Source organism: Nocardia sp. NPDC058519, assembly GCF_042719755.1.
In the GTDB taxonomy this organism is placed as follows: Bacteria; Actinomycetota; Actinomycetes; order Mycobacteriales; family Mycobacteriaceae; genus Nocardia.
Genome location: NZ_JBHXNK010000007.1, coordinates 227,694 through 248,423, shown reverse-complemented (window position 1 = coordinate 248,423; position 20,730 = coordinate 227,694). Strand labels below are relative to the sequence as shown.

Here is a 20,730-nt window from a genome sequence, read left to right as displayed (position 1 = left end):
CTTCGACCTTTGGTTTCTTATCCGCCCCCCCACAATACTCCCGGCCCCACCCCAACAAATGTGTGGGGCGGGCCGGGCACCAATGCGCCCGCCCCCCTCCCACCGTGTCAGCAGCCCAAATCAGCGGTCGCGCTGATGCGCTGCTTGGCGCGCCTCATCGATGTCGGCTTCAGCGCGTGCCTTCTCCGCAGCGGCTTCCTTGCCGGCAGCCTCGCGCTGGGACTCGGCCTTGTCCTGCTGGGCCCGACCCTCTTCTTTGAGGTTGTCGTCGCCGGTAAGCGCACCGGCGGCTTCTTTGGCCTTGCCTTTGACGTCTTCGACGACGCCTTCGACGCCTTCGCGAACTCCGTTACCGTGCTCGGGCATAGTTTGACCTCTCGTCGCAAGGATGAACTGTCGCTTCCGGCATACCCCGACTCCTCCGAACCAACCAGGGTCGAATTCGGCCGCTCGCTTCGCGTGATGGGCGTCGTCGGTCGCTACCCCGCGGTCGCGCCCTTCTCGATGTCCGGTCATGCGCGCGGGCGGTCACTGCGTATCCGAGGAGCGCTGCCACGAGCCGCGCACTACCTCAGGACCACCACGGCCGCTGAGCTCGGCCTCGACATGTACGGCCTCGACCTCCAAGGAAGCTGGTGTAGGCGTGGGCGCGCACGAGCACGACGTCGCAGAGGTCGAGGGGGCGTGGACCGATCGAGCCTACGAGTGCCGAGCCTGGCTCGGGCCCCGCCACCGAAGTCAACAGCGTCGAGGTCAACGCCGCCGAAGTAGCTGACCGCGGCCCGGTACGGTGACGACCTCTTTCCAATCCTCAGCGTCGGCTTCGGTCACGGGACTCTGCGGTCAGCCTAAAGGCATGCTCTCGGCGGAGATCGATTCGAAGGGTTCGGCAACAACATCGAGCACACAGCGAATAGTGTCAGATCAGCGGACCGAGACCGCAAGAGTGAACGTGTTGCGCAGTCCAGAAAGACAGACCTATCTACCCGCCACTGCCAAGTAGAGCTTCTCGACCGCCGGCGTAGATGAAGCTGCGGGCGAATCGGCTCAGCACTACCACTTGTTGACGTGCAGTACCGTGTCGAGTGGGGCGCGTTTGGCGAGCTTGAAGTCGGTGCCCTTCGTGTAGGCAACAGGCAAGAGCACGCCCTGCCGAATACTCGGGGGAACTCCCAGCGCCTCGGCGACCTCTCGTTCGTACTCCAGATGCAGTGAGGTCCACGCAGACCCGAGGCCGCGCTCACGCAGTGCGAGCGCGAAGCTCCAGGCGGCGGGGAGCAGCGAACCCCACAGACCGGCCTGGTTCCCCTCCGGCATCTGCCCACCCGGAACGTGGATCGCACCGATCACCAGCACCGGTACCTGCTCCATCACCTCCGCCAGATAGGTCGCACTCGAAGCCACCTTCTCCGCGGTATCGGCGTCCTTCGGCGGCTTTTCCTGCCGCACGGCCGCACCCGCCGCAGCGTAGGCGGTGTAGGACTTGCGGTAGTACTCCGCCACGATCTTCTTGGGCTCGGGATCGGTCAGCACGATCCAATGCCAGCCTTGCAGGTTACTGCCCGACGGCGCCTGGAGCGCCACCTCCAATGCGTCGGTGACCACCTCCAGCGGCACCGGCCGATCCAGGTCGAGACGTTTGCGCACCGACCGGGTCGTGGTCAGTACCTCGTCAGCGGACAGGTCGAGATGCGGGAACTCGACAGTCATACGTTCTCCCATCTTGCGCTCGGTATCAGGATCGCCCCCTCATGTAGTCGACGGTGCGCATATCAAAGTATGCGAAAATCCCTTCACGGGCATCGCCATCCCCCAGCACACCACGAATCCGACTGCCCGTCCGGTTGTGGGCTCGGCGATCCGGCTGTTGTCAGAAATGCGGCCCGAGGGGCAGAGAATGAGCGTGCCCCGCGATCCCCGCTCCCACCCTGCCAGCCCTGGCACGAAGAAATCGCTGTTCACCGATGCGATCAGCTCCGTAGGCCAGATCTTGCCCACGACCGCGGCGCGCGCGGGGATCGCGCTAGTGATTTCTCGATTGATTGCGACCGCCTGTAACGGGAAACCGTGAACAACAACGATATCCGGCAACCGGAGTTCACTGGTGGCCTGTCGCGGTTCTCGCTGGTCGGCGATGCCGCATGATCGCAGGAGGTGTTGCATTGTCTGTCGACCAACGCGACGGGGATGTCGCGACAGGCGCTGACAGCTCCGTCGTCGCGCATCACAGCGAGGCCGAGGCCGCCGAACGATTCGCTGTCCGCAGTGCCGCGGCGTTACTCGGCGCTATGGGCATCGGTATCGGGTTCGGGGTGCTCACCGCACTGGTCCGGACGCGGTGGGAACCGATGCAGACCGCAGATCAAACTGTCACCGACCACCTGGTCGCCGTGGTGGCGGATAACAAGGCCCTGCAAAACATAGTCACCGGCATCACCGAACTCGGAGCGACCAGCACGCTGGTTGTGGTGCTGACCGTCGCCACCATCTGGCTGCTGCTGCGTCGTCTCCCCCGACTTGCCGTCTACGTGGTACTCACCGCCGCGGGCGGCCTGATCCTCAACCCGGTCGTCAAAGAGCTTGTCGCACGGTTACGTCCGGTGGTGGACGAGCCCGTCTACACCACGGACGGTTGGAGCTTTCCCAGCGGACACGCGATGAGTTCACTGGTGTGTTACGGCGTTGTGCTGCTGGTCTTCACGCCCACCTGGCAGGCGGGCGCACGCCGCACGGCGACCGTGTTCGCAGTGGGGATCGTGATCGCCATCGGGGTGAGCCGGATAGCGCTCGGCGCGCACTACCTCACCGATGTCCTCGGCGGCTGGTTGCTCGGCACATTGTGGCTCGTACTGGCAACTGTCGCCTTTCACCGATAGCGTCGCGACGCCCGGATCGACAGCACCGGCCCCCTACCCGGCGACGTCGCCCCGGCCGAGGAAGACGACTTGCGACCGGTCCCGGTTCAGCATCCGCCCACGCTGCCGCACCCATGGCAAGGGATCGGCGAGCTCGCGGTCGCGTGGGTGCTGCTCGTCGGTGGGCTGGTGGGAATCGGCATACTGGTGCGCACCCTGGCCACCGACACCGCTGTCCTGGGGTGGGATCACCGCGTCGTGGCGATGCTCACCGAGCACCGTAATTCCACGCTCACGTCGATCCTCGATGTGTTCGGCGAGATCGGAAATACCATCGCGATCATCACGGTCGCGCTGATCGTCGCCGCACTCGCGGTGGGCATCGCGCGCAGCTGGCGACCAGTGTTGTTCCTCGGCACGGCGCTGCTGGGCGAGATCACGCTATTCCTCACCACCGCTGCGATCGTCGACCGGGACCGGCCCCGGGTCGCACACCTCAATCCCGACCTTCCCCCCACGGCCAGTTTCCCTTCCGGGCACGTCGCCGCCGCACTGACGCTCTACGCCGGCACCGCCGCGCTGGTGTGGGCCACCACGCGCCGATGGCAGTACCGGGTCTTCGCCGCCGCGGCACTCCTGATTCCGGCGCTGGTAGCGGCGCAGCGACTCTATGCCGGAGCCCACCACCCCACCGACATCATCGGCTCGATCCTGCTGTCCTCACTATGGACCGCGATCGTCTGGTGGGTCGTGCGACCCGTCTCGACCGGCGATCGGTCGGCACTCCCCCAGGCTCGGCCTGCCCGGCGCGGATGTCCCTAGCGGTGCCCGACGCTGGATCTGGTGCGCCGCGTATCATGCACGAAAGCTCGCGAAGTGCACTCTGGTCGACGATTCGAGAATCCTCCTGCGATGACTCATTCCGAGGTCATCGAGACGTTGGAACGGGGGGCGGCGATTGCGGTGTCCAAGCCCTGGACAGCTTTGTCATACTGACTGCGGTCGAACAGAAATGGGCCGAATGCGGCGCAGTCACGAGTGGTGCGATACGGCTGTTCGAAGTGGTCCCACACGACAAGGTTGCCGGTCAAGGTAATACGCGTCAACAGCGGCCAGCAACCGAAATCCCCGCAACTGCAAGCAAGTACGGGGGTCTTCGGTCCCATGGTGAGGGGAGAGAACCCGGAAAATGCTCCATCGCTGACTCGAACCGGACGAACAGGGGTACGAAACCACCGTAACGGCCGCCCACAGGCTCAATGTCGGCGCTGATCTCGAAGGTGTCGATGAGATCGGTCAGAGGGATGGTATCGATGCGAGGCATGATCTGGGGGACGTCGGTGGGTCCGGGCGGTCCGGGCCGATAATCGAACCCGACCTCGCTGATCGCTGTCAATCGGTTGCGCTGCAAGCGCTTCCGATCTCGGGTGATCGACCCAACACTCGCACGACGGGCTACGTCGGAGGTCTGAGCCCTACGGGGGATCACCGACTGAGGCGCACGACGCCCTTCCCAATTGAAAGAATCACGCGTCAATGTATCCAGCGCTTGCCCATCCCGCAACGGTGGAGACCCTCTGCGGCGCCCCCAGACGGACTCTCATCGGCAGAAGCGACCGTTCGCGACCGCGCGCCCAGCGGCAGAAGAGCGTGTTGGCGGCTCGTCCGCCGCCGGCGCCACCAACACGGCCACGACAATGGCCAGCATCGAGCAGCGCCTGTGGTGGTCATTCCGTTCGCGGGCCCGCAGATCGTCCGACGGGCCCGCCTGGTCGATGTCAGACGCAGTGTGCGGGCGGGGCCGGGCTCCAGCTGCCGATGCAGCCCGCAGCGATGTACGCGAGTAGATCGATTACGGCCGAGCCGGTCTGTAGGACGACCGGTTCGGCCGCGGCGGCGTGGCTGATGGTGGGCTGCGTCGGTGTTTCGGGCACGGCGATGGCGAGTCCGGTGGAGGCGGCGCCGAACGCGGCGACCGCGATGGCAAGGGCAGCAAAGCGTTTCACGAGCATGCGAGCGAGCCTAGTGTGAAACACGGGTATTTAGACATGGATCGAAGCCCCCTGATTTCGGGGGGTTGCGACGGATCGACTTGGAGATCGTTGTCCACACGCGCTGGGTCAGGCGCCGGAAAAAGGGACACCACTGAGGAATACGCACAGCGACTGTTCCGGCGAGTCTCGATCACTCGCGATCAATTGACGACCACGGAGAGCGCCGGCTTGTCACCGTCGGCGGCGTATTCCAGCGCGCAATAGTCGACGACCAGCTGCGCCACCGCGGTGCGCAGGCCGTCCTTGGTCTTGAGAAGTGGTGCTGAACCAGCCCGACAGCCCCCCGCTGCAGGGCTCAGCGTCACGCAGGCACTCATTGCGTTCGCACGAAACTATTTGGCGCCGAACATGTTCGGAAGTGCGCACTCGACTCCGCATAGCCGCCGGTATGACATGGCTATCGGCGGCTAGAACAACCACCTGCGCTGGCCTGGGCATTCAGCCTGCGGGGCGCTCCCCGTCCGTCTCGCGCACACGACGTCGAAACCACTGGCCCATGCTGAGCTCGGGGCGGGCGGAGGCGAGCCCGTTGCGCGAGCCGGTGACGCAACGGGCTCGATTTTCAGCGCTTCCGCAAGTCGACCACTGTGGATAGCGAATGTATCCCCCTCCGGATACCAGCGCTATCCCCACGCCTGGATACACCAACAGTTGCCTCGAGCTCCAACTCGCGCTCTGGCGCTCCTGCAGTCAGGATCGATCGCACCGACATCTCCCAATGACTCCTGTTTGCTGAGGAAGACACCGCTCGTCCGCGGATGTCCTATCCGGTTGGCAAGCAACGCTGCACAGCAATTGAGCGAGAACGCGGATGCGGCAAACCATCCAGTTAGCCGCCTGATTGCTGCGCGCTAAGACTCCCCTGCGTGTCGTACTCCGACACGCCGACGGCCGGGCGATTTCAAGGCGAGCGTCGACATGTACTCGCCCGAGCATCGGGCAGTCCGTGAAGCGGTCCTGTAGAAACACCGGACGGCCACAAGACCAGGCGGATCACCGCAAGGTCAGCCCCAAAGGAGAGAAGCGAACCCGCTGGTAGACCACTTCTGTGGACGATGTCAGCACGTTCCGTATGTGACCGTTTTGGTGACCGTTTTGAGCGTGACGAGCCGGTATCCGAGGTGATCTCCGGTGACGGCAGAGGCCCCGCCTCGGATGTCTCCGAGGCGGGGCCTCAAACGAAAAGAGCTGCTACGAGCTACTTTTCAAGGACTCGACAGCACTACTTCTGTGCGGCCTTGAACTCGCGGCGGCGGCGGTGCAGGATCGGCTCGGTGTAGCCGTTGGGCTGCGTGGTGCCTTCCAGGACCAGTTCCTTGGCGGCCTGGAACGCGATGTTGTCATCGAAGTTCGGGGCCAGCGGGCGGTAGGTCTTGTCGTTCGCGTTCTGGCGGTCGACGACCGGGGCCATCCGCTCGAGGCTGGCGATCACGTCGGCCTCGGTGACGATGCCGTGGCGCAGCCAGTTGGCGACCAGCTGGCTCGAGATGCGCAGGGTGGCACGGTCTTCCATCAGGCCGATGTCGTTGATGTCGGGCACCTTGGAGCAGCCGACACCGTGATCGATCCAGCGGACCACGTAGCCCAGGATGCCCTGGGAGTTGTTGTCCAGCTCCTGACGCTTCTCCTCCTCGGTCCAGTCGGTGGACTGCGCGAGGGGGATCTCGAGGATCTGGTCGACGGTGGCACGCGGGCCACCCTTGGCGATCTGCGACTGCTGCTTGAACACGTCCACCAGGTGGTAGTGGGTGGCGTGCAGGGTAGCGGCCGTCGGCGAGGGCACCCAGGCAGTGTTGGCGCCGGCCTTGGGGTGGCCGATCTTCTGCTCGAGCATGCCCGCCATCAGGTCGGGCATGGCCCACATGCCCTTGCCGATCTGCGCCTTGCCGCTCAGGCCCTTCGCCAGGCCGGTGTCGACGTTCCAGTCCTCGTAGGAGGTGATCCAGGTCTGGGCCTTCATCTCGGCCTTGCGGACCATCGGCCCGGCCTCCATGGAGGTGTGGATCTCGTCGCCGGTGCGGTCGAGGAAGCCGGTGTTGATGAACACCACGCGCTCCTTGGCGGCCTCGATGGAGGCGGCGAGGTTGACCGTGGTGCGGCGCTCCTCGTCCATGATGCCGACCTTGAGGGTGTAACGGGTCAGGCCGAGCACGTCCTCGATGCGGCCGAACAGCTCGTTGGTGAACGCGGCCTCGTCGGGACCGTGCATCTTCGGCTTCACGATGTAGACCGAGCCGGTGCGGCTGTTGGACAGCGCGGCCGAACCGTTGAGCGAGTGCACGGCGATCAGCGAGGTGATCAGACCGTCGAGGATGCCCTCGGGCACCTCGTTGCCCTCGGCGTCGATGATCGCGTCGGAGGTCATCAGGTGGCCGACATTGCGCACGAACAGCAGCGAACGACCGTGCAGGACCAGCTCGGAACCGTCGAGCGCGGTGAACACGCGGTCGGGGTTCATCGTGCGGGTGAAGGTCTTGCCGTTCTTGGTGACCGCTTCGGCCAGATCGCCCTTGTTCAGGCCGAGCCAGTTGCGGTAACAGACGACCTTGTCCTCGGCGTCGACCGCGGCGACCGAGTCCTCGAAGTCCATGATCGTGGTGAGCGCGGACTCGAGCACGATGTCCTTGACACCGGCGGTGTCGGTCGAGCCGATCGGCGAGTTCGCGTCGATCTGCAGCTCGATGTGCAGGCCGTTGTGCTTGAACAACAGCGAGGTCGGGGCCTCGGGGTCACCGAGGTAGCCCAACAGCTGCGAGGCGTCGGCCAGACCGATGTCGGTGCCGTCTTCCAGGCCGACCTCGAGCTCGCCGTCGACGATCTTGTAGTACGCCGAGCCGAGGTGCGAACCGGTGATCAGGGTAACCGCGTCGTCGAGGAAGTTGCGGCCCCACTCGATGACCTTGTCGCCGCGCACGCGGTTGTAGCCGCTGCCCTTCTCGGCGCCGTTGGCCTCGGGAATGGCGTCGGTGCCGTAGAGCGCGTCGTAGAGCGAACCCCAGCGCGCGTTGGCGGCGTTGATCGCGAAGCGCGCGTTCATCACCGGCACCACGAGCTGCGGGCCCGCGGTGGTGGCGATCTCGGCGTCGACGTTGCCGGTGCCGATCTGGAACGGCGCGGGCTCGGGCCGCAGGTAACCGATCTCGGTCAGGAACTGCTTGTATGCGGCCTTGTCGTAGCCGGTGCCCGGGTTCTCGCCGTGCCAAGCATCGAGCTTGCCCTGGAACTCGTCGCGCTCGGCGAGCAGAGCGCGGTTACGCGGGGCGAGGTCGTTGATGATCTGCTCGGCACCGGCCCAGAACGCGGCGGAATCTACGCCGGTACCGGGGAGCGCCTCGTTCTCGATGAAATCGTGAAGAACGCTCGCCACCTGGAGCCCGCCGACCTGAATCCGCTCTGTCATCTACTGCCTCACTTTGGTGAAAACCGGGTGGGAAAAGTCGATGTCATGTTACCCGTGGGTAGAGGTGACACCTCGTGTGGGTTCGAACGCCCTGCGGGCTCCGTCCATTCCGCCACGCCGAGCCACCGAGGTCGGCGGCATGGGCGCGGCGGGTCACCCCTTGATTGTAGGTGCGCGGACAATTAATGTACTGATCGGAACATTAAGTCGCGAGCCGGACCGAACGGAGGCGCCGTGACCACCGAACCGTCGTCCCCTGTGCGTCGTCGCGGCCGTCCCCGCGCCACCGAGCGCGCGGACACGCGCGAGCGGATCCACCACGCGGCACTCGAGCTGTTCGCCGAACGCGGTTTCCATGCCACCGGCGTCGCCGAGATCGGCGCGAGAGCCGACGTCCAGCGGGGTGCGCTGTACTACCACATCGGGTCGAAGGAAGACCTGCTGTGGGCGATCCTGCGCGACTACACCCGGCTGCTGCTCGCCGATGCCGAACGCATCGTCGAGGCAGGCGCCGACCCGGTCGAGACGCTGCGCCGGCTGATCCGCAGCCATGTCGAACTGATCGTCACGCATCGGCGCGCGGTGGCCGTGCACCTGCGCGACGCCGACGCACTGACCCACGAACACGCCGTCGTCCTGCAGCAGCTCCGCGATCGGCTACAGCACCACTGGCAAGACGTCATCGACGCGGGCCACGCGGCGGGGCAGCTGCGCACCGCCGACCACATCGTCACCAACGGCATCCTCGGCATGCTCAATTCCCTCGGCTACTGGTACCGCGAGCGCGGCACCCACTCCCCCGCCGAGATCGCCGACATCCTCACCGAGACCGTCCTGTCCGGGCTCCACGCCACGGACGACAACACGAAAGGCTGACCATGGCTTGGGATTTCGAGACCGATCCGGAGTACCAGCGCAAGCTCGACTGGGTGGCGGAGTTCGTCCGCACCGAGGTCGAGCCCCTGGATCTGCTCTACCCCAATCCCTATGACCGGACCGACCCCGAGATCCGGGCGCTGATGCGGCCGCTGCAACAGCAGGTCAAGGATCAGGGCCTGTGGGCCTGCCATCTCGGTCCCGAGCTCGGCGGTCCCGGTTTCGGTCAGCTGAAGCTGGCACTGCTCAACGAAGTGCTCGGCACCTCGATGTGGGCGCCGCTCGTCTTCGGTTGTCAGGCACCGGATTCCGGCAACGCCGAGATCCTGGCGCACTTCGGGACCGAGGAGCAGAAGGCGAAATACCTGCGGCCGTTGCTCGATGGCGAGATCGGCTCCTGCTACGCGATGACCGAACCCACCGGCGGCTCGGACCCGACCGCGTTCCGCACCACCGCGGTGCGCGACGGTGACGAGTGGGTGATCAACGGGGAGAAGTGGTTCAACTCCGCCGCGGAGTTCGCCACCTTCCACATCGTGATGGTGGTGACCGATGCCGCGGCCGAACCGCATCAGCGGTTGTCGATGTTCATCGTCCCCGCCGATGCGCCGGGCCTCGAACTGGTACGCAACTTCACCGTCCCCGGGTTCAGCGAACATGAAGGACACCTGCGATTCACCGATGTCCGGGTGCCTGCCGATCATCTGCTCGGCGCGGAAGGCGCGGGGTTCATCGTCGCGCAGACCCGTCTGGGCGGCGGCCGCGTGCACCACGCGATGCGCACGGTCGCGTTGGTACGCAAAGCCTTCGACATGATGTGCGAGCGCGCGGTGTCACGCCCGGCCCGCAAGGGTGTCGTCGGCGGCTTCCAGATGACCCAGGAACGCATCGCCGACAGCTGGATCCAGATGGAGCAGTTCCGGCTGCTGGTCCTGCGCACCGCCTGGCGCATCGACCAGGCCCAGGACTACCGCGCCGTCCGCAAGGACATCGCCGCCATCAAGATCGCCATGCCGACCGTCATGAACGACATCGCCCGCCGCGCACTGCATCTGCACGGCGCGATGGGCGTGAGCACCGACCTCCCCTTCCTCGACATGACCACCTACGCCGAGGTCATGGCCATCGCCGACGGCCCGACCGAAGTCCACAAGATCACGCTCGCCAAGGAAGTGCTCAAGAACTACGCGCCGGGAGACCCGGTGTATCCGAGTGGCTACCGGCCCGCGCTGCGCGAACAAGCGCGTGATCTGGTGGCGCGCAGGCTGGAACACGAGGTCGGCAACCACTGAAGGTCCCCGATCTGCGGGTGAGCACGAACTAACCTGCCTCGCATGGGCGGTGTCAGCAAACCCGGAGACAACGGCACTGAGCCGACACCTACCGGGACCGCGCAGGACGTGGTCCCGGTACACCCCGTCACCGAGCGGCGCTCGGTCAACAAGCCGGTGTTCCTCTTCTCGGCGGGCACCGTGCTCGCCTTCGGGATCTGGGCCCTGGCCTCGCCGTCGAGCGCCGAAACCATTGTCGGCGAGGTCAAGACCTTCACCACCACCTGGTTCGGCTGGTGGTATTTCGTGCTCGCCACGGTCATCCTCGGCCTCGTGGTCTTCCTCGGCGCCAGCCGGTACGGCCGCTACCGGCTGGGGCCGGAGGAATCACGGCCGGAGTACAGCCTGTTCTCCTGGACCTCGATGCTGTTCGCGGCGGGGATCGGCATCGACCTGATGTTCTTCTCGGTCGCCGAGCCCGTCTACAACTACCTGCGGCCCCCGCTCGGCGAGCCCGGCACCAACGAGACCGCCCGCGACGCGGTGGCCTGGACGATCTTCCACTACGGCATCACCGGCTGGGCGATGTACGCGCTGATGGGCGGCGCCCTCGCCTACTTCGCGTTCCGGCACAACCTGCCGCTGACGATCCGTGCCGCGCTCTATCCGATCTTCGGCAAGCGCGTGCACGGCCGGTGGGGCGACGCGATCGACGTGGCCGCGGTGCTCGGCACCATCTTCGGCATCGCCACCTCGCTGGGCATCGGCATCGTCCAGCTCAACTACGGCCTGCACCAGATGTTCGGGGTCCCCCAGGGCAAGGCCGCCCAGATCGGGCTCATCGCGCTGTCGGTGGCCATCACCACGATCTCCGCTACCACCGGCGTCGACAAGGGCATCCGGCGATTGTCGGAGCTCAACGTCATCATGGCGATCGCGCTGCTGATCTACATCCTGGTGGCGGGCAACACCGATTTCCTGCTCAACGGCCTGGCCCAGAACGCGGGCGACTACCTCTCGACCTTCCCCGACCGGACCCTCGACACCTTCGCCTGGGAGCGCAATCCGGAGACTGCGAACGCGCCGTCGACCTGGCTGGACAGCTGGACGCTGTTCTTCTGGGCGTGGTGGGTGGCCTGGGCGCCGTTCGTCGGCCTTTTCCTCGCGCGTATCTCGCGCGGACGCACGCTGCGCCAGTTCATCTTCGGGGTGCTCGTCGTGCCGTTCAGCTTCACCCTGATGTGGATCTCGATCTTCGGCAACAGCGCACTCGAGGTCGCCAGGGACGACAGAGTCTTCGCCGAGCAGACCGCGGACCGAGCCGAACTCGGCTTCTACTCCCTGCTCGAGAAATATCCCGGCGCGACCCTGTTGCTCGGGATCGCGACCATCACCGGGCTGCTCTTCTACGTGACAACCGCCGATTCGGGGTCGCTGGTGATGGGCAACTTCACCTCGAAACTGCCCGATCCGATGGCCGACTGCGCCACCGGCACCCGGATCTTCTGGTCGGCCGCGATCGGGGTGCTCACCTTGTCGATGCTGTTCGCCGGTGCGGGCGGGTCCATCAAGACCCTGCAGAACGCCACCATCATCATGGGGCTGCCGTTCTCGTTCGTGTTGGCGCTGATCGGCATAGCGATGTTGCGCGCCGTCCACAACGAGTCCTTCAAACTCGACAGTTACCGCACTTCGCTGCCCAAGGCTTTCGCCGCCGGCCGCGGACCGGCCGAACTCAGCAGCTGGCGTCGCCGGTTGCTCTCGACCATCAATTACCCGGGCGCCGCGGCGAGTCGCAAATTCATCACCGGCACCGTCGATCCGGCGATGCACGATGTCGCGGCGGAATTCGAGCACATGGGTATGACGGCGACGATCGACGATTCCTCGTCCAACGAGGGTCTTCCGTCACCGCGTCTGGTGGTCGATCAGGCCAGTGAGCCCCGGTTCGAGTACGGCATCTGGCCGGTTTCGGCACCGGCCCCGACCTATGCCGTGCTCGCGCAGCGGTCCGACGATCGCTACTTCCGCTGCGAGGTATACCTGGCCGAGGGATCGCAGGGCTACTCACTCAACGGCTACAGCCGCGAGCAGATCATCGGCGACATTCTCGACCAGTACGAACGCCACCTCGGCTATCTGCACCTGCGCCGTGCGGCGACCGATCACCACGAACCCGAATCCAGCGACGTCGACAGCACCGACAGCGATCTGTGAAGGGATCCATCATGAGCGACACCCTCTATATCGACGGCGCCTGGCGACCGTCGGCATCTGGACAGACTCGCGACATCCGTTGTCCGGCAGACGGTTCCCTCGTCGGCGTCGTCGCCGAGGCGGGCCGAGACGACACCGTCGCCGCGATCGCCGCGGCCCGCCGGGCCTTCGACAACGGGTCGTGGCGCCGGACCGGTGCCACCGAACGGGGCGACCTGCTACTGCGCGTCGCCGACGCGATCGACGCCAGGCGGGCCGAGTTCGCGCGCGCCGAAACCCTCGACACCGGCAAGCGGCCCTACGAGTCCGACATCGACATGTCCGATATCGCCAACTGCTTCCGGTATTTCGGCAAGCTCGCCGCCGACGACGCGGGCCGTGTCGTCGACGCGGGCTCCCCCGACATCGACTCCCGCGTCGTCTACGAACCGGTCGGTGTGTGCGGGTTGATCACGCCGTGGAACTACCCGCTGTTGCAGGCGGCCTGGAAAGTCGCCCCGGCGCTGGCGGCAGGCAATACGTTCGTGCTCAAACCGGCCGAGCTGACCCCCCACACCGCGATTCTGCTGATGTCGGTGCTCGACGACCTCGGCGTGCCCGCCGGGGTGGCCAATCTGGTGCTCGGAGCGGGCGCCACCGCGGGTGCGCCGCTGTCGGAGCATCCCGATGTCGACCTGGTCTCCTTCACCGGCGGGCTGGCCACCGGCAAGATCATCGCGCGCGAGGCGGCCGCCACGGTCAAGAAGGTGGCGCTCGAACTGGGTGGCAAGAACCCGAATGTCGTCTTCGCCGACGCCTGCGACACCGACGACCGGCTGGCCGCGAGCGTCGACAACGCGCTGAACGCGGCGTTCCTGCACTCCGGCCAGGTGTGCTCGGCGGGCGCGCGCCTGGTTGTCGAGGCATCGGCACACGACCGTTTCGTCGACGAGCTGGTGCGCCGCGCCGAGCAGATCCGGCTCGGGTTGCCCTTCGCCGAGGGCACCGAGGCCGGGCCGCTGATCTCGGCGGCCCATCGCGACAAGGTGAACGCCTATGTCGAACAGGCCCGCGCCGAGGGTGCTGTCATCCGCACCGGTGGTGCGTTCGCCACCGGCGACGAGGGCTCCGGGAACCTCGACGGGGGCTGGTTCTACCGGCCGACGGTCATCGACGGCGCCACCCGCGCGATGGCGTGTGTGCACGACGAAGCGTTCGGGCCCACCGTGACCGTGGAGACCTTCATCACCGAGGACGAGGCCGTCACCATCGCCAACGACACCGAATACGGTCTCGCGGGCGCGGTGTGGTCCGGTGACGCCGCACGCGCGCGCCGCGTCGCCGCCCGGCTGCGCCACGGCACGGTGTGGGTCAACGACTTCGGGCCGTATCTGCCGCAGGCCGAGTGGGGTGGCTTCGGCCGCTCGGGCGTCGGCCGCGAGCTCGGTCCGTCCGGGCTGCACGAGTATCGCGAGGCCAAACACGTCTACGAGAACCTCCGGCCGGGCGTCACCGGCTGGTTCGCCGATCGGGAGGAACAGCGATGACCTCATACGATTACGTAATCGTCGGCGGCGGTTCCGCGGGAGCGGCCGTCGCGTCGCGGTTGTCGGAGGACCCGTCGGTGACCGTCTGCCTGCTCGAGGCGGGACCGTCCGATGTCGACGACCCGGCCATCCTGCGGCTCGACCGCTGGATGGAACTCCTGGAGTCGGGCTACGACTGGGACTACCCCATCGAGCCGCAGGAGAACGGCAATTCGTTCATGCGCCACGCCCGTGCCAAGGTGCTCGGTGGCTGCTCGTCGCACAACAGCTGCATCGCGTTCTGGGCCCCGCGCGAGGACCTGGACTCCTGGGAACACGAGCACGGCGCCACCGGATGGGGTGCCGATTCGGTGTACCGGCTGTATCCGCGGATCGAGACCAACGACGCCCCCGGCGAGCACCATGGTCGCAGCGGCCCGGTGCACATCATGACGGTGCCACCGAACGATCCGTGCGGTGTGGCCTTGCTCGACGCCTGCGAAGCGGTCGGCATTCCGCGCGCCGAGTTCAACTCGGGACGCACAGTTCTCAACGGCGCCAACTTCTTTCAGATCAACCGGCGTTCCGACGGGACGCGCTCGTCGTCGTCGGTCAGCTATCTGCACCCCCATCTCGACCGGCCGAACCTCACCGTTCGAACGGGCGCCTGGGTCAAGAAGATCGTGATCGAGAACGGGCGAGCCGTCGGGGTCGACATCACCGACAACGCGTTCGGCCGCACCACCCGGATCACCGCGAACCGAGAGGTGGTCGTCTCCGCCGGCGCCATCGACTCGCCGAAGCTGCTCATGCTGTCGGGCATCGGACCCACGGTTCACCTGCGCGAGAACGGAATCGACGTGATCGTCGACTCCCCCGGTGTCGGCGCGAACCTGCAGGATCACCCGGAGGGCGTGATCGGTTTCGAAACGACGCGACCGATGGTGGACAGCTCCACGCAGTGGTGGGAGGCGGGCATCTTCGCGCCGACCGAGGACGGCCTCGACCGGCCGGATCTGATGATGCATTACGGCAGCGTCCCCTTCGACATGCACACGCTGCGACAGGGGTATCCGACCGCCGAGAACACCTTCTGCCTGACGCCGAACGTCACCCATGCCCGCTCGCGCGGCACCGTGCGATTGCGCTCGCGCGACTTCCGGGACAAGCCGAAGGTCGACCCGCGCTACTTCACCGATCCAGAGGGTCACGACATGCGGGTGATGATCGCCGGTCTGCGCAAGGCCCGCGAGATCGCCGCGACCGCGCCGCTGTCGGACTGGGTGAAACGTGAGCTGTATCCGGGGCCGGACGTGCAGACCGACGCCGAACTAGCCGACTACGTCCGCCGGACCCACAACACCGTCTACCACCCGGCCGGCACGGTCCGCATGGGGTCGGTCGACGATCCGATGAGCCCCCTCGACCCGGAGCTGCGGGTCAAGGGGGTCGACGGTCTGCGTGTCGCCGACGCCTCGGTATTCCCCGCGCACACCACGGTGAACCCGAACATCACCGTCATGCTCGTCGGCGAACGCTGCGCCGAACTCATCGCCGCCGACCGAAAATAATCAGCCGACATTTCGGACACGGTATGTCACCATGATTTCACGCAGGTGATTCGCATCGGGCGAGGAACCGACGAGCAGCATCGAGAGGAGGAGACGGCCGTGAAACAGCAAGCGCCACAGCGAGAATCGGATAAGACCTATCGCCGCGCGAATTCGGTCCATAGCGCGATGCGCCTGGATATCGATGGCTCCGGCCGTCTCCTGGCCGTGGCCTGACCGGCCCGAGTCCCTTCTGCTCCTGACGTTCACTTCTCTCGAAACATGGTGATTCCCATGATGATTCGTCATGCCGTCGACCCGACGGCTCCCGCTGCCGACACCTGGATACACACGAGGGTGCTCGTGCTCAACGCCAGCTACGAGGCCCTCGACGAGATCACCGCCGATCGGGCCGTGACATTGCTGATCAGCGGCGCCGCGGAGACCGTGATCGAGCGGGTGCCGCACTTCCCCATCCGGTCGCAGCACCTGGTGATCGGCCTGCCGGAGACGATCCGGTTGGTGCGCTACGTCTACCTGGCACACGTCGCGCCGATCGGTGACGACAGCCGCGCCACGCTGGCCGGGGTGTTGCGCCGCGACAAGCATCGGTGCGGTTACTGCGCCGACTGGGCCCACACCGTCGACCACATCCGCCCGCGCAGCCGGGGCGGACCCAATACCTGGAGCAATCTCGTCGCCTGCTGCGCACCGTGCAACGCGGGCAAGGCCGACCGCACCCCGGAAGAGGCGGGGATGCGGCTGCTGTGGGAGCCCAAGGCTCCCGACCCGCTCGCCCGCAAGCAGCGCCGGATCTGGAAGGAGTACGCGCCGTGACCACCACCGACCTCGCACTGACCGAACTGCTGACCCTGTCCGATTCGGGGCAGTGGCATCGCGCCGCCTGCCGCGGTGACCCCAACCACGAGGCGTGGTTTCCGTACCCGTCGCAGGACTTCGACTACGCCCGCGGGATCTGCGCCGGTTGCCCGTTGCTCGCGGGGTGCGCCGAGTACGCGGCGCAGACGGGTCAGTCGGGGGTGTGGGGTGGTCGTGAGTACGACCGTGGTCGCGTGATCAGGGCGTGATCGCGCTTCGGCCGGGTGCCCGCACGGGCACCCGGCCACACCCGGACGCGTCGTCCGCCCCGGCGGCATCGCTGTGACCTGCGGCGATGCGTCGGGGTATGCACTGTGCTGCGGTACGACGCGGTGTCCTTAAACTTGCCGCGTGGGTACGCATCGCAACGGGACCAGATCTCGAAGTATCAGCAAGGGTCCGGTTATCGCGGCATCGGCACTGATCCTGGTGATCGTCGCCGTGTTCGCATGGTTCCAGCTCAGCGATCGTGCCGAGACCTCCGATGTCGCGGCGGCCGCCGAGTGCGTCGAAGGGGCCGCGGCCCTCGATGTCACGGTGGACCCGGCGATCGCGGGTCCGGTGCGGGGCGCGGCCGAGCGCTTCAACGCGACCAAGCCTCGGGTGCGTGACCACTGCGCCCAGGTGAAGGTGTCGGCACGCCCGTCGAGCGCCCTGGCAGGCGGCCTGGCCGATACGGCGACGTGGGATCCGGCGCTCGGTCCGAAGCCGGGCCTGTGGATCGCCGATTCGAGCCGCACTGTCGAGCTGGTTCGGGTGCCCGGTCTGATCGAGGGCACGCCCGCCTCCATCGCCACCAGCCCGATCGTGCTCGGCGTGCCCGATGCCCTGCGCCAGGCGCTGGAGCAAAACCAGATCACGTGGGCCGACCTGCCGCGACTGCAGCAGGGCTCGCTCGACGAAGTCGGTCTGAGCGGGTGGGGTGGGCTGCAGATGGCCCTGCCCCCGGGTGACGCGACGACCGCCGCCGCGGCATCGATCGGCGCCGCAGTCTCGGGCACCGAACCGTTGACCGAGCAGGCCGCCGGATCCGGTCAGGTCGTCGCCGCGATCTCCGGGCTCGCCGCGGGCGCGCAGACACCGGCCGACCTGATGACCGCCATGTCGGAGATCACCGCGAACCCCACCGACGATGCGGTGCACGCGGTCGCCGCGACCCAGCAGCAACTCGGCACCGGTGGCCTCACCGCGTTCCGGCCGGTCGGCTCCGCGCCACTGGCCGACTATCCGGCGGCGCTGCTGTCAGGTCCGTGGGTCGACAAGACCCAGAATCTGATCGCGTCGCGGTTCATCGACTTCCTGCGCGCGCCGGAGCAGGCGGGCGCGCTCGCCACCGAGGGCTTCGGGCCAGCCATCGGCTCGGCACCGGCGAATCCGCCGCGCGCGGCACTGGAGAAGGTGCAGTCGACGCTGGCCAACCCGGTCCTCGGCGTGAACGCCACGGTCTTGCTCGATGTGTCGTCGTCGATGGGTACCGCGGAGGGATCGACCACCAGGCTGTCGAACGCGATCGCCGCCGTCGCCTCGACACTGCAGGTGATGCCGCCCGATTTCGGGCTCGGCCTGTGGACGTTCGGTAAGAACATCGACGGCACCACCCCGTACAAGGTGCAGGTGGCCACCGACCTGCTCACCAACTCCCAACGCAACGCGGTCGGCACGGCGGTCACCTCGGTCAAACCGAGCCAGCTCACCGCGGACCAGGCGTATCCGACCCTGCTCGCCGCCTACCGCGCCGCGGTGGCCGGATACTCCCCCGGTCGCACGAACTCGATCCTGCTGATCACCGACGGCCCCGACGACGATTCGACGCTGACCGGCACCACGCTGGTCAGCGAGATCACCGCAGCGACCGATGCGCGCAAGCCCATCCGCCTCGACGTCGTCGTGGTCGGCGGCGAGGGCACCCAAACCCTGCAGACCCTCGCCGACCGCACGGGCGGCACCTACATCCGGATGCCGGCGAGCAACGACCTCGGCTTCGGCACCGCGGTGGTCAAGGCGCTCACCACGCCCTAGGTTCGGATGGCCGTGCGCGCGACACCGGCATCATTACGGCGAAACCTGCACCAGCGCACCGGATTCCATCGCTACCCAGAGGTATCCGGCGGGGTCGACGGTGAGTCCGTGCGGTTCGGCGCCCGGTAGGTCGAGGTGGGTGATCGTGCCGTCGGTGGCGATCCGGCCGAGACGGCAGCTCGCCCACTCGGTGAACCACAGGGCACCGTCGGGACCTGCCACGATCGCGTGCGGGCGAGCGGCGGTGTCCGGGAGGGTGAATTCGGCGATGGTGCCGTCGAGGTCGATGCGGCCGATGGCACCTGCGCCGATTTCGGTGAACCAGAGTGCGTCGTCGGGGCCCGCGGTGATGCCGACCGGCGCGGCCGCGGCCGTCGGGAGCGGATGGACCCGGACCGCGAGGTCATTGTCGATGCGGGCGATCGCGTTGCCCTGGTTGACCGTGAGCCACAGTGCACCATCGGGCCCCGGTGTGATCATCGAGGGCATGCCGTCGACCTCGACGCGGGTGATGGTGCCGTCCGGGGCCAGTCGCCCGACCCGACCCGCCTGCAATTCGGTGAACCAGAGGGCCCCGTCCGGCCCGACACACGCACCATAGGGTCCGTCCATCGACATGCTCGTCACCACACCGTCGACGGTGATCCGCCCGAGCCTGCCGCCCTGAAACTCGGTGAACCACAACGCATTACCGGAACCGGCAACGATCACCGTGGGTTGTCCGTCGGACGGTTCGAGTGGATGGACCTGCACGAGCCCCGCCGCGAATCGTCCGATCGCGCCCTGCGCGACCAGTGTGAACCACAGCGCCTCATCGGGGCCGACGGTGATCCCATAAGGCGCGCCCGGCACGTCGATCACTTGCACGATCTCAGCCAAAGTTCTCAATTCCCTTCTGTATTCCCCGGAAACGACGGCGCAACGCCCGATCGTGCGACACCACGACCACCGCACCCCGGTATTCGCTCAGCGCCCGTTCCACCTCGTCGACCATGGTGAGCGACAGGTGGTTGGTCGGCTCGTCCGTCCGCATAGGACTTCGATACTCCGCGCAGGGACAGTTGAGTGGTCAAACAATGCTCCAATCGCGACTCGTGTAGCTTTAACCATACAAACCTCCAACAACTAACGCAACAGGAGTAGTTTTTGGAACCGCATCGACGCCCCGGCGGACGTAGCGCGCGGGTCAGGGAAGCTGTTCTCGACGCGACGACGGCCGAACTCGCCGAGCACGGCTACCAGGGCCTCACCGTGGATGCGGTCACCCAGCGGGCCGGGGTACACAAGACCACCGTCTACCGGCGCTGGCGCGGACCGGAGGGCCTCGTCGCCGACGCGCTCGAGCGCGCCGCGGAACAGTCGTGGCCGATCCCGGATACAGGCACCCTCACCGGCGATCTCCGTGCGCTCACCGAGCTGGTTCGCTCGAGCTTCGCCGATCCCGACGCAGGCACCGTGGCAACAGCCTTTGTCGCAGCGGGCATGCAGCATCCCGACGCCGCCGCCGCGCTGCGCGGCTTCTACGCCGCACGCCACGACGAGGCGGCGGCGATCGTGCGGCGGGCGATCGTGCGCGGTGAGGTCGAGCCGGACATCGACGCGGCCGAGATCATCCGGCTCGCCATCGCACCGCTGTTCCACCGGCTGTTCATCACCCACGAACCGGTCACCGCTGAGCAGGCACGCCGATCCGCGGATGTCGCGGCCACACTCGCAAGAATCCCAGTCGATACCCGAAGTCGATGACACTTGGCGAAATCGTTACCCGAAAACCTGGCATCACCCGCCGACGCGAACAAATTAGCGCCCGCGCAGGCGAAAAGGGAACGACAACAAACCAGGAGCGGCGCGATACGGTCGATCCATGGCTGATGGTGGAGGATACGGCACCGCAGCCCTATTTCTCTACCCCCGTTGCGTCCCAGTCACTGAACCGCCTGCCCATGCCGCATTTCTGCACCCGCGCGGTACCGTGACTTTCGACGCTGAACCCGGCGAATACGAATTGATATTCGATTGCCGATATTCTGTGACAAATAAAATGGCTGTTCGGTCCGGTTCGACGGCTCAGTGAGGTGACTCCGACAGGCTCGGGAGCGACGGA

The 20,730-nt window shown here is 66.6% G+C and carries 19 protein-coding genes; 12 read left to right on the top strand and 7 right to left on the bottom strand.

Features of this window, described 5'->3' with window-relative positions; all coding sequences use genetic code 11:
- Window positions 1-120 precede the first annotated feature (120 nt).
- Window positions 121-366, bottom strand: a complete 246-nt coding sequence (locus ACFWPK_RS11605; protein WP_364409726.1) for a CsbD family protein — start codon at window positions 364-366, stop codon at window positions 121-123.
- Between the two features lie 687 nt (window positions 367-1,053).
- On the bottom strand, window positions 1,054-1,710 hold the full coding sequence (locus ACFWPK_RS11600) for a nitroreductase family protein (protein ID WP_378914541.1): 657 nt from the start codon (window positions 1,708-1,710) through the stop codon (window positions 1,054-1,056).
- A gap of 452 nt (window positions 1,711-2,162) precedes the next feature.
- Between ACFWPK_RS11600 and ACFWPK_RS11595 the strand changes: the two genes are divergently transcribed.
- The gene (locus ACFWPK_RS11595; protein WP_378914540.1) at window positions 2,163-2,876 is read left to right on the top strand and encodes a phosphatase PAP2 family protein; all 714 of its coding nucleotides are present in this window, start codon (window positions 2,163-2,165) and stop codon (window positions 2,874-2,876) included.
- A gap of 69 nt (window positions 2,877-2,945) precedes the next feature.
- Window positions 2,946-3,677 (top strand): phosphatase PAP2 family protein, encoded by a 732-nt coding sequence (locus ACFWPK_RS11590; protein ID WP_378914539.1) that lies wholly within the window; start codon window positions 2,946-2,948, stop codon window positions 3,675-3,677.
- A gap of 956 nt (window positions 3,678-4,633) precedes the next feature.
- On the opposite strand, the gene ACFWPK_RS11585 is transcribed toward ACFWPK_RS11590, so the two are convergent.
- From ACFWPK_RS11585 to ACFWPK_RS11575, 3 genes are all read right to left on the bottom strand, one after another.
- Complete coding sequence (locus ACFWPK_RS11585; protein WP_378914538.1) at window positions 4,634-4,867, bottom strand: hypothetical protein; 234 nt, start codon at window positions 4,865-4,867, stop codon at window positions 4,634-4,636.
- A gap of 182 nt (window positions 4,868-5,049) precedes the next feature.
- On the bottom strand, window positions 5,050-5,214 hold the full coding sequence (locus ACFWPK_RS11580) for a hypothetical protein (RefSeq protein ID WP_378914537.1): 165 nt from the start codon (window positions 5,212-5,214) through the stop codon (window positions 5,050-5,052).
- A gap of 917 nt (window positions 5,215-6,131) precedes the next feature.
- Window positions 6,132-8,309, bottom strand: coding sequence for a malate synthase G (locus ACFWPK_RS11575; RefSeq protein ID WP_378914536.1), 2,178 nt, complete (start codon window positions 8,307-8,309; stop codon window positions 6,132-6,134).
- Between the two features lie 234 nt (window positions 8,310-8,543).
- On the opposite strand from ACFWPK_RS11575, the gene ACFWPK_RS11570 reads away from it, so the two are divergent.
- The 8 genes from ACFWPK_RS11570 (at window position 8,544) to ACFWPK_RS11535 (ending at window position 18,626) form a co-directional block, all read left to right on the top strand.
- On the top strand, window positions 8,544-9,185 hold the full coding sequence (locus ACFWPK_RS11570; RefSeq protein ID WP_378914535.1) for a TetR/AcrR family transcriptional regulator: 642 nt from the start codon (window positions 8,544-8,546) through the stop codon (window positions 9,183-9,185).
- Between the two features lie 2 nt (window positions 9,186-9,187).
- Window positions 9,188-10,477 (top strand): acyl-CoA dehydrogenase family protein, encoded by a 1,290-nt coding sequence (locus ACFWPK_RS11565; protein ID WP_378914534.1) that lies wholly within the window; start codon window positions 9,188-9,190, stop codon window positions 10,475-10,477.
- A 42-nt stretch (window positions 10,478-10,519) separates the two neighbouring features.
- A complete protein-coding gene (gene betT / locus ACFWPK_RS11560; protein WP_378914533.1) occupies window positions 10,520-12,673 on the top strand; it encodes a choline BCCT transporter BetT in 2,154 nt (717 codons plus the stop codon).
- A gap of 11 nt (window positions 12,674-12,684) precedes the next feature.
- Window positions 12,685-14,199: an aldehyde dehydrogenase family protein gene (locus tag ACFWPK_RS11555; protein WP_378914532.1), complete on the top strand. Its 1,515-nt coding sequence runs from the start codon at window positions 12,685-12,687 to the stop codon at window positions 14,197-14,199.
- Window positions 14,196-15,749, top strand: coding sequence for a GMC family oxidoreductase (locus ACFWPK_RS11550; protein ID WP_378914531.1), 1,554 nt, complete (start codon window positions 14,196-14,198; stop codon window positions 15,747-15,749). Before ACFWPK_RS11555 ends, ACFWPK_RS11550 begins: the two co-directional genes overlap by 4 nt.
- Before the next feature lie 273 nt (window positions 15,750-16,022).
- Complete coding sequence (locus ACFWPK_RS11545) at window positions 16,023-16,565, top strand: HNH endonuclease (protein WP_378914530.1); 543 nt, start codon at window positions 16,023-16,025, stop codon at window positions 16,563-16,565.
- On the top strand, window positions 16,562-16,816 hold the full coding sequence (locus tag ACFWPK_RS11540) for a WhiB family transcriptional regulator (protein ID WP_378914529.1): 255 nt from the start codon (window positions 16,562-16,564) through the stop codon (window positions 16,814-16,816). Before ACFWPK_RS11545 ends, ACFWPK_RS11540 begins: the two co-directional genes overlap by 4 nt.
- A 142-nt stretch (window positions 16,817-16,958) precedes the next feature.
- Window positions 16,959-18,626 (top strand): VWA domain-containing protein, encoded by a 1,668-nt coding sequence (locus ACFWPK_RS11535; protein WP_378914528.1) that lies wholly within the window; start codon window positions 16,959-16,961, stop codon window positions 18,624-18,626.
- 33 nt (window positions 18,627-18,659) lie between these two features.
- On the opposite strand, the gene ACFWPK_RS11530 is transcribed toward ACFWPK_RS11535, so the two are convergent.
- Both ACFWPK_RS11530 and ACFWPK_RS11525 read right to left on the bottom strand, forming a co-directional pair.
- Window positions 18,660-19,505, bottom strand: a complete 846-nt coding sequence (locus tag ACFWPK_RS11530) for a virginiamycin B lyase (protein WP_378914552.1) — start codon at window positions 19,503-19,505, stop codon at window positions 18,660-18,662.
- Window positions 19,498-19,659, bottom strand: a complete 162-nt coding sequence (locus ACFWPK_RS11525; RefSeq protein ID WP_378914553.1) for a hypothetical protein — start codon at window positions 19,657-19,659, stop codon at window positions 19,498-19,500. Before ACFWPK_RS11525 ends, ACFWPK_RS11530 begins: the two co-directional genes overlap by 8 nt.
- 113 nt (window positions 19,660-19,772) lie before the next feature.
- Between ACFWPK_RS11525 and ACFWPK_RS11520 the strand changes: the two genes are divergently transcribed.
- Together ACFWPK_RS11520 and ACFWPK_RS11515 are read left to right on the top strand one after the other, a co-directional pair.
- The gene (locus ACFWPK_RS11520; protein ID WP_378914527.1) at window positions 19,773-20,372 is read left to right on the top strand and encodes a TetR/AcrR family transcriptional regulator; all 600 of its coding nucleotides are present in this window, start codon (window positions 19,773-19,775) and stop codon (window positions 20,370-20,372) included.
- Window positions 20,369-20,602 carry a hypothetical protein gene (locus ACFWPK_RS11515; RefSeq protein WP_378914526.1) on the top strand — a complete coding sequence of 78 codons (234 nt, stop codon included), beginning with the start codon at window positions 20,369-20,371 and terminating at the stop codon, window positions 20,600-20,602. The genes ACFWPK_RS11520 and ACFWPK_RS11515 overlap by 4 nt, the downstream gene beginning before the upstream one ends.
- The last annotated feature ends 128 nt before the right edge of the window (window positions 20,603-20,730 follow it).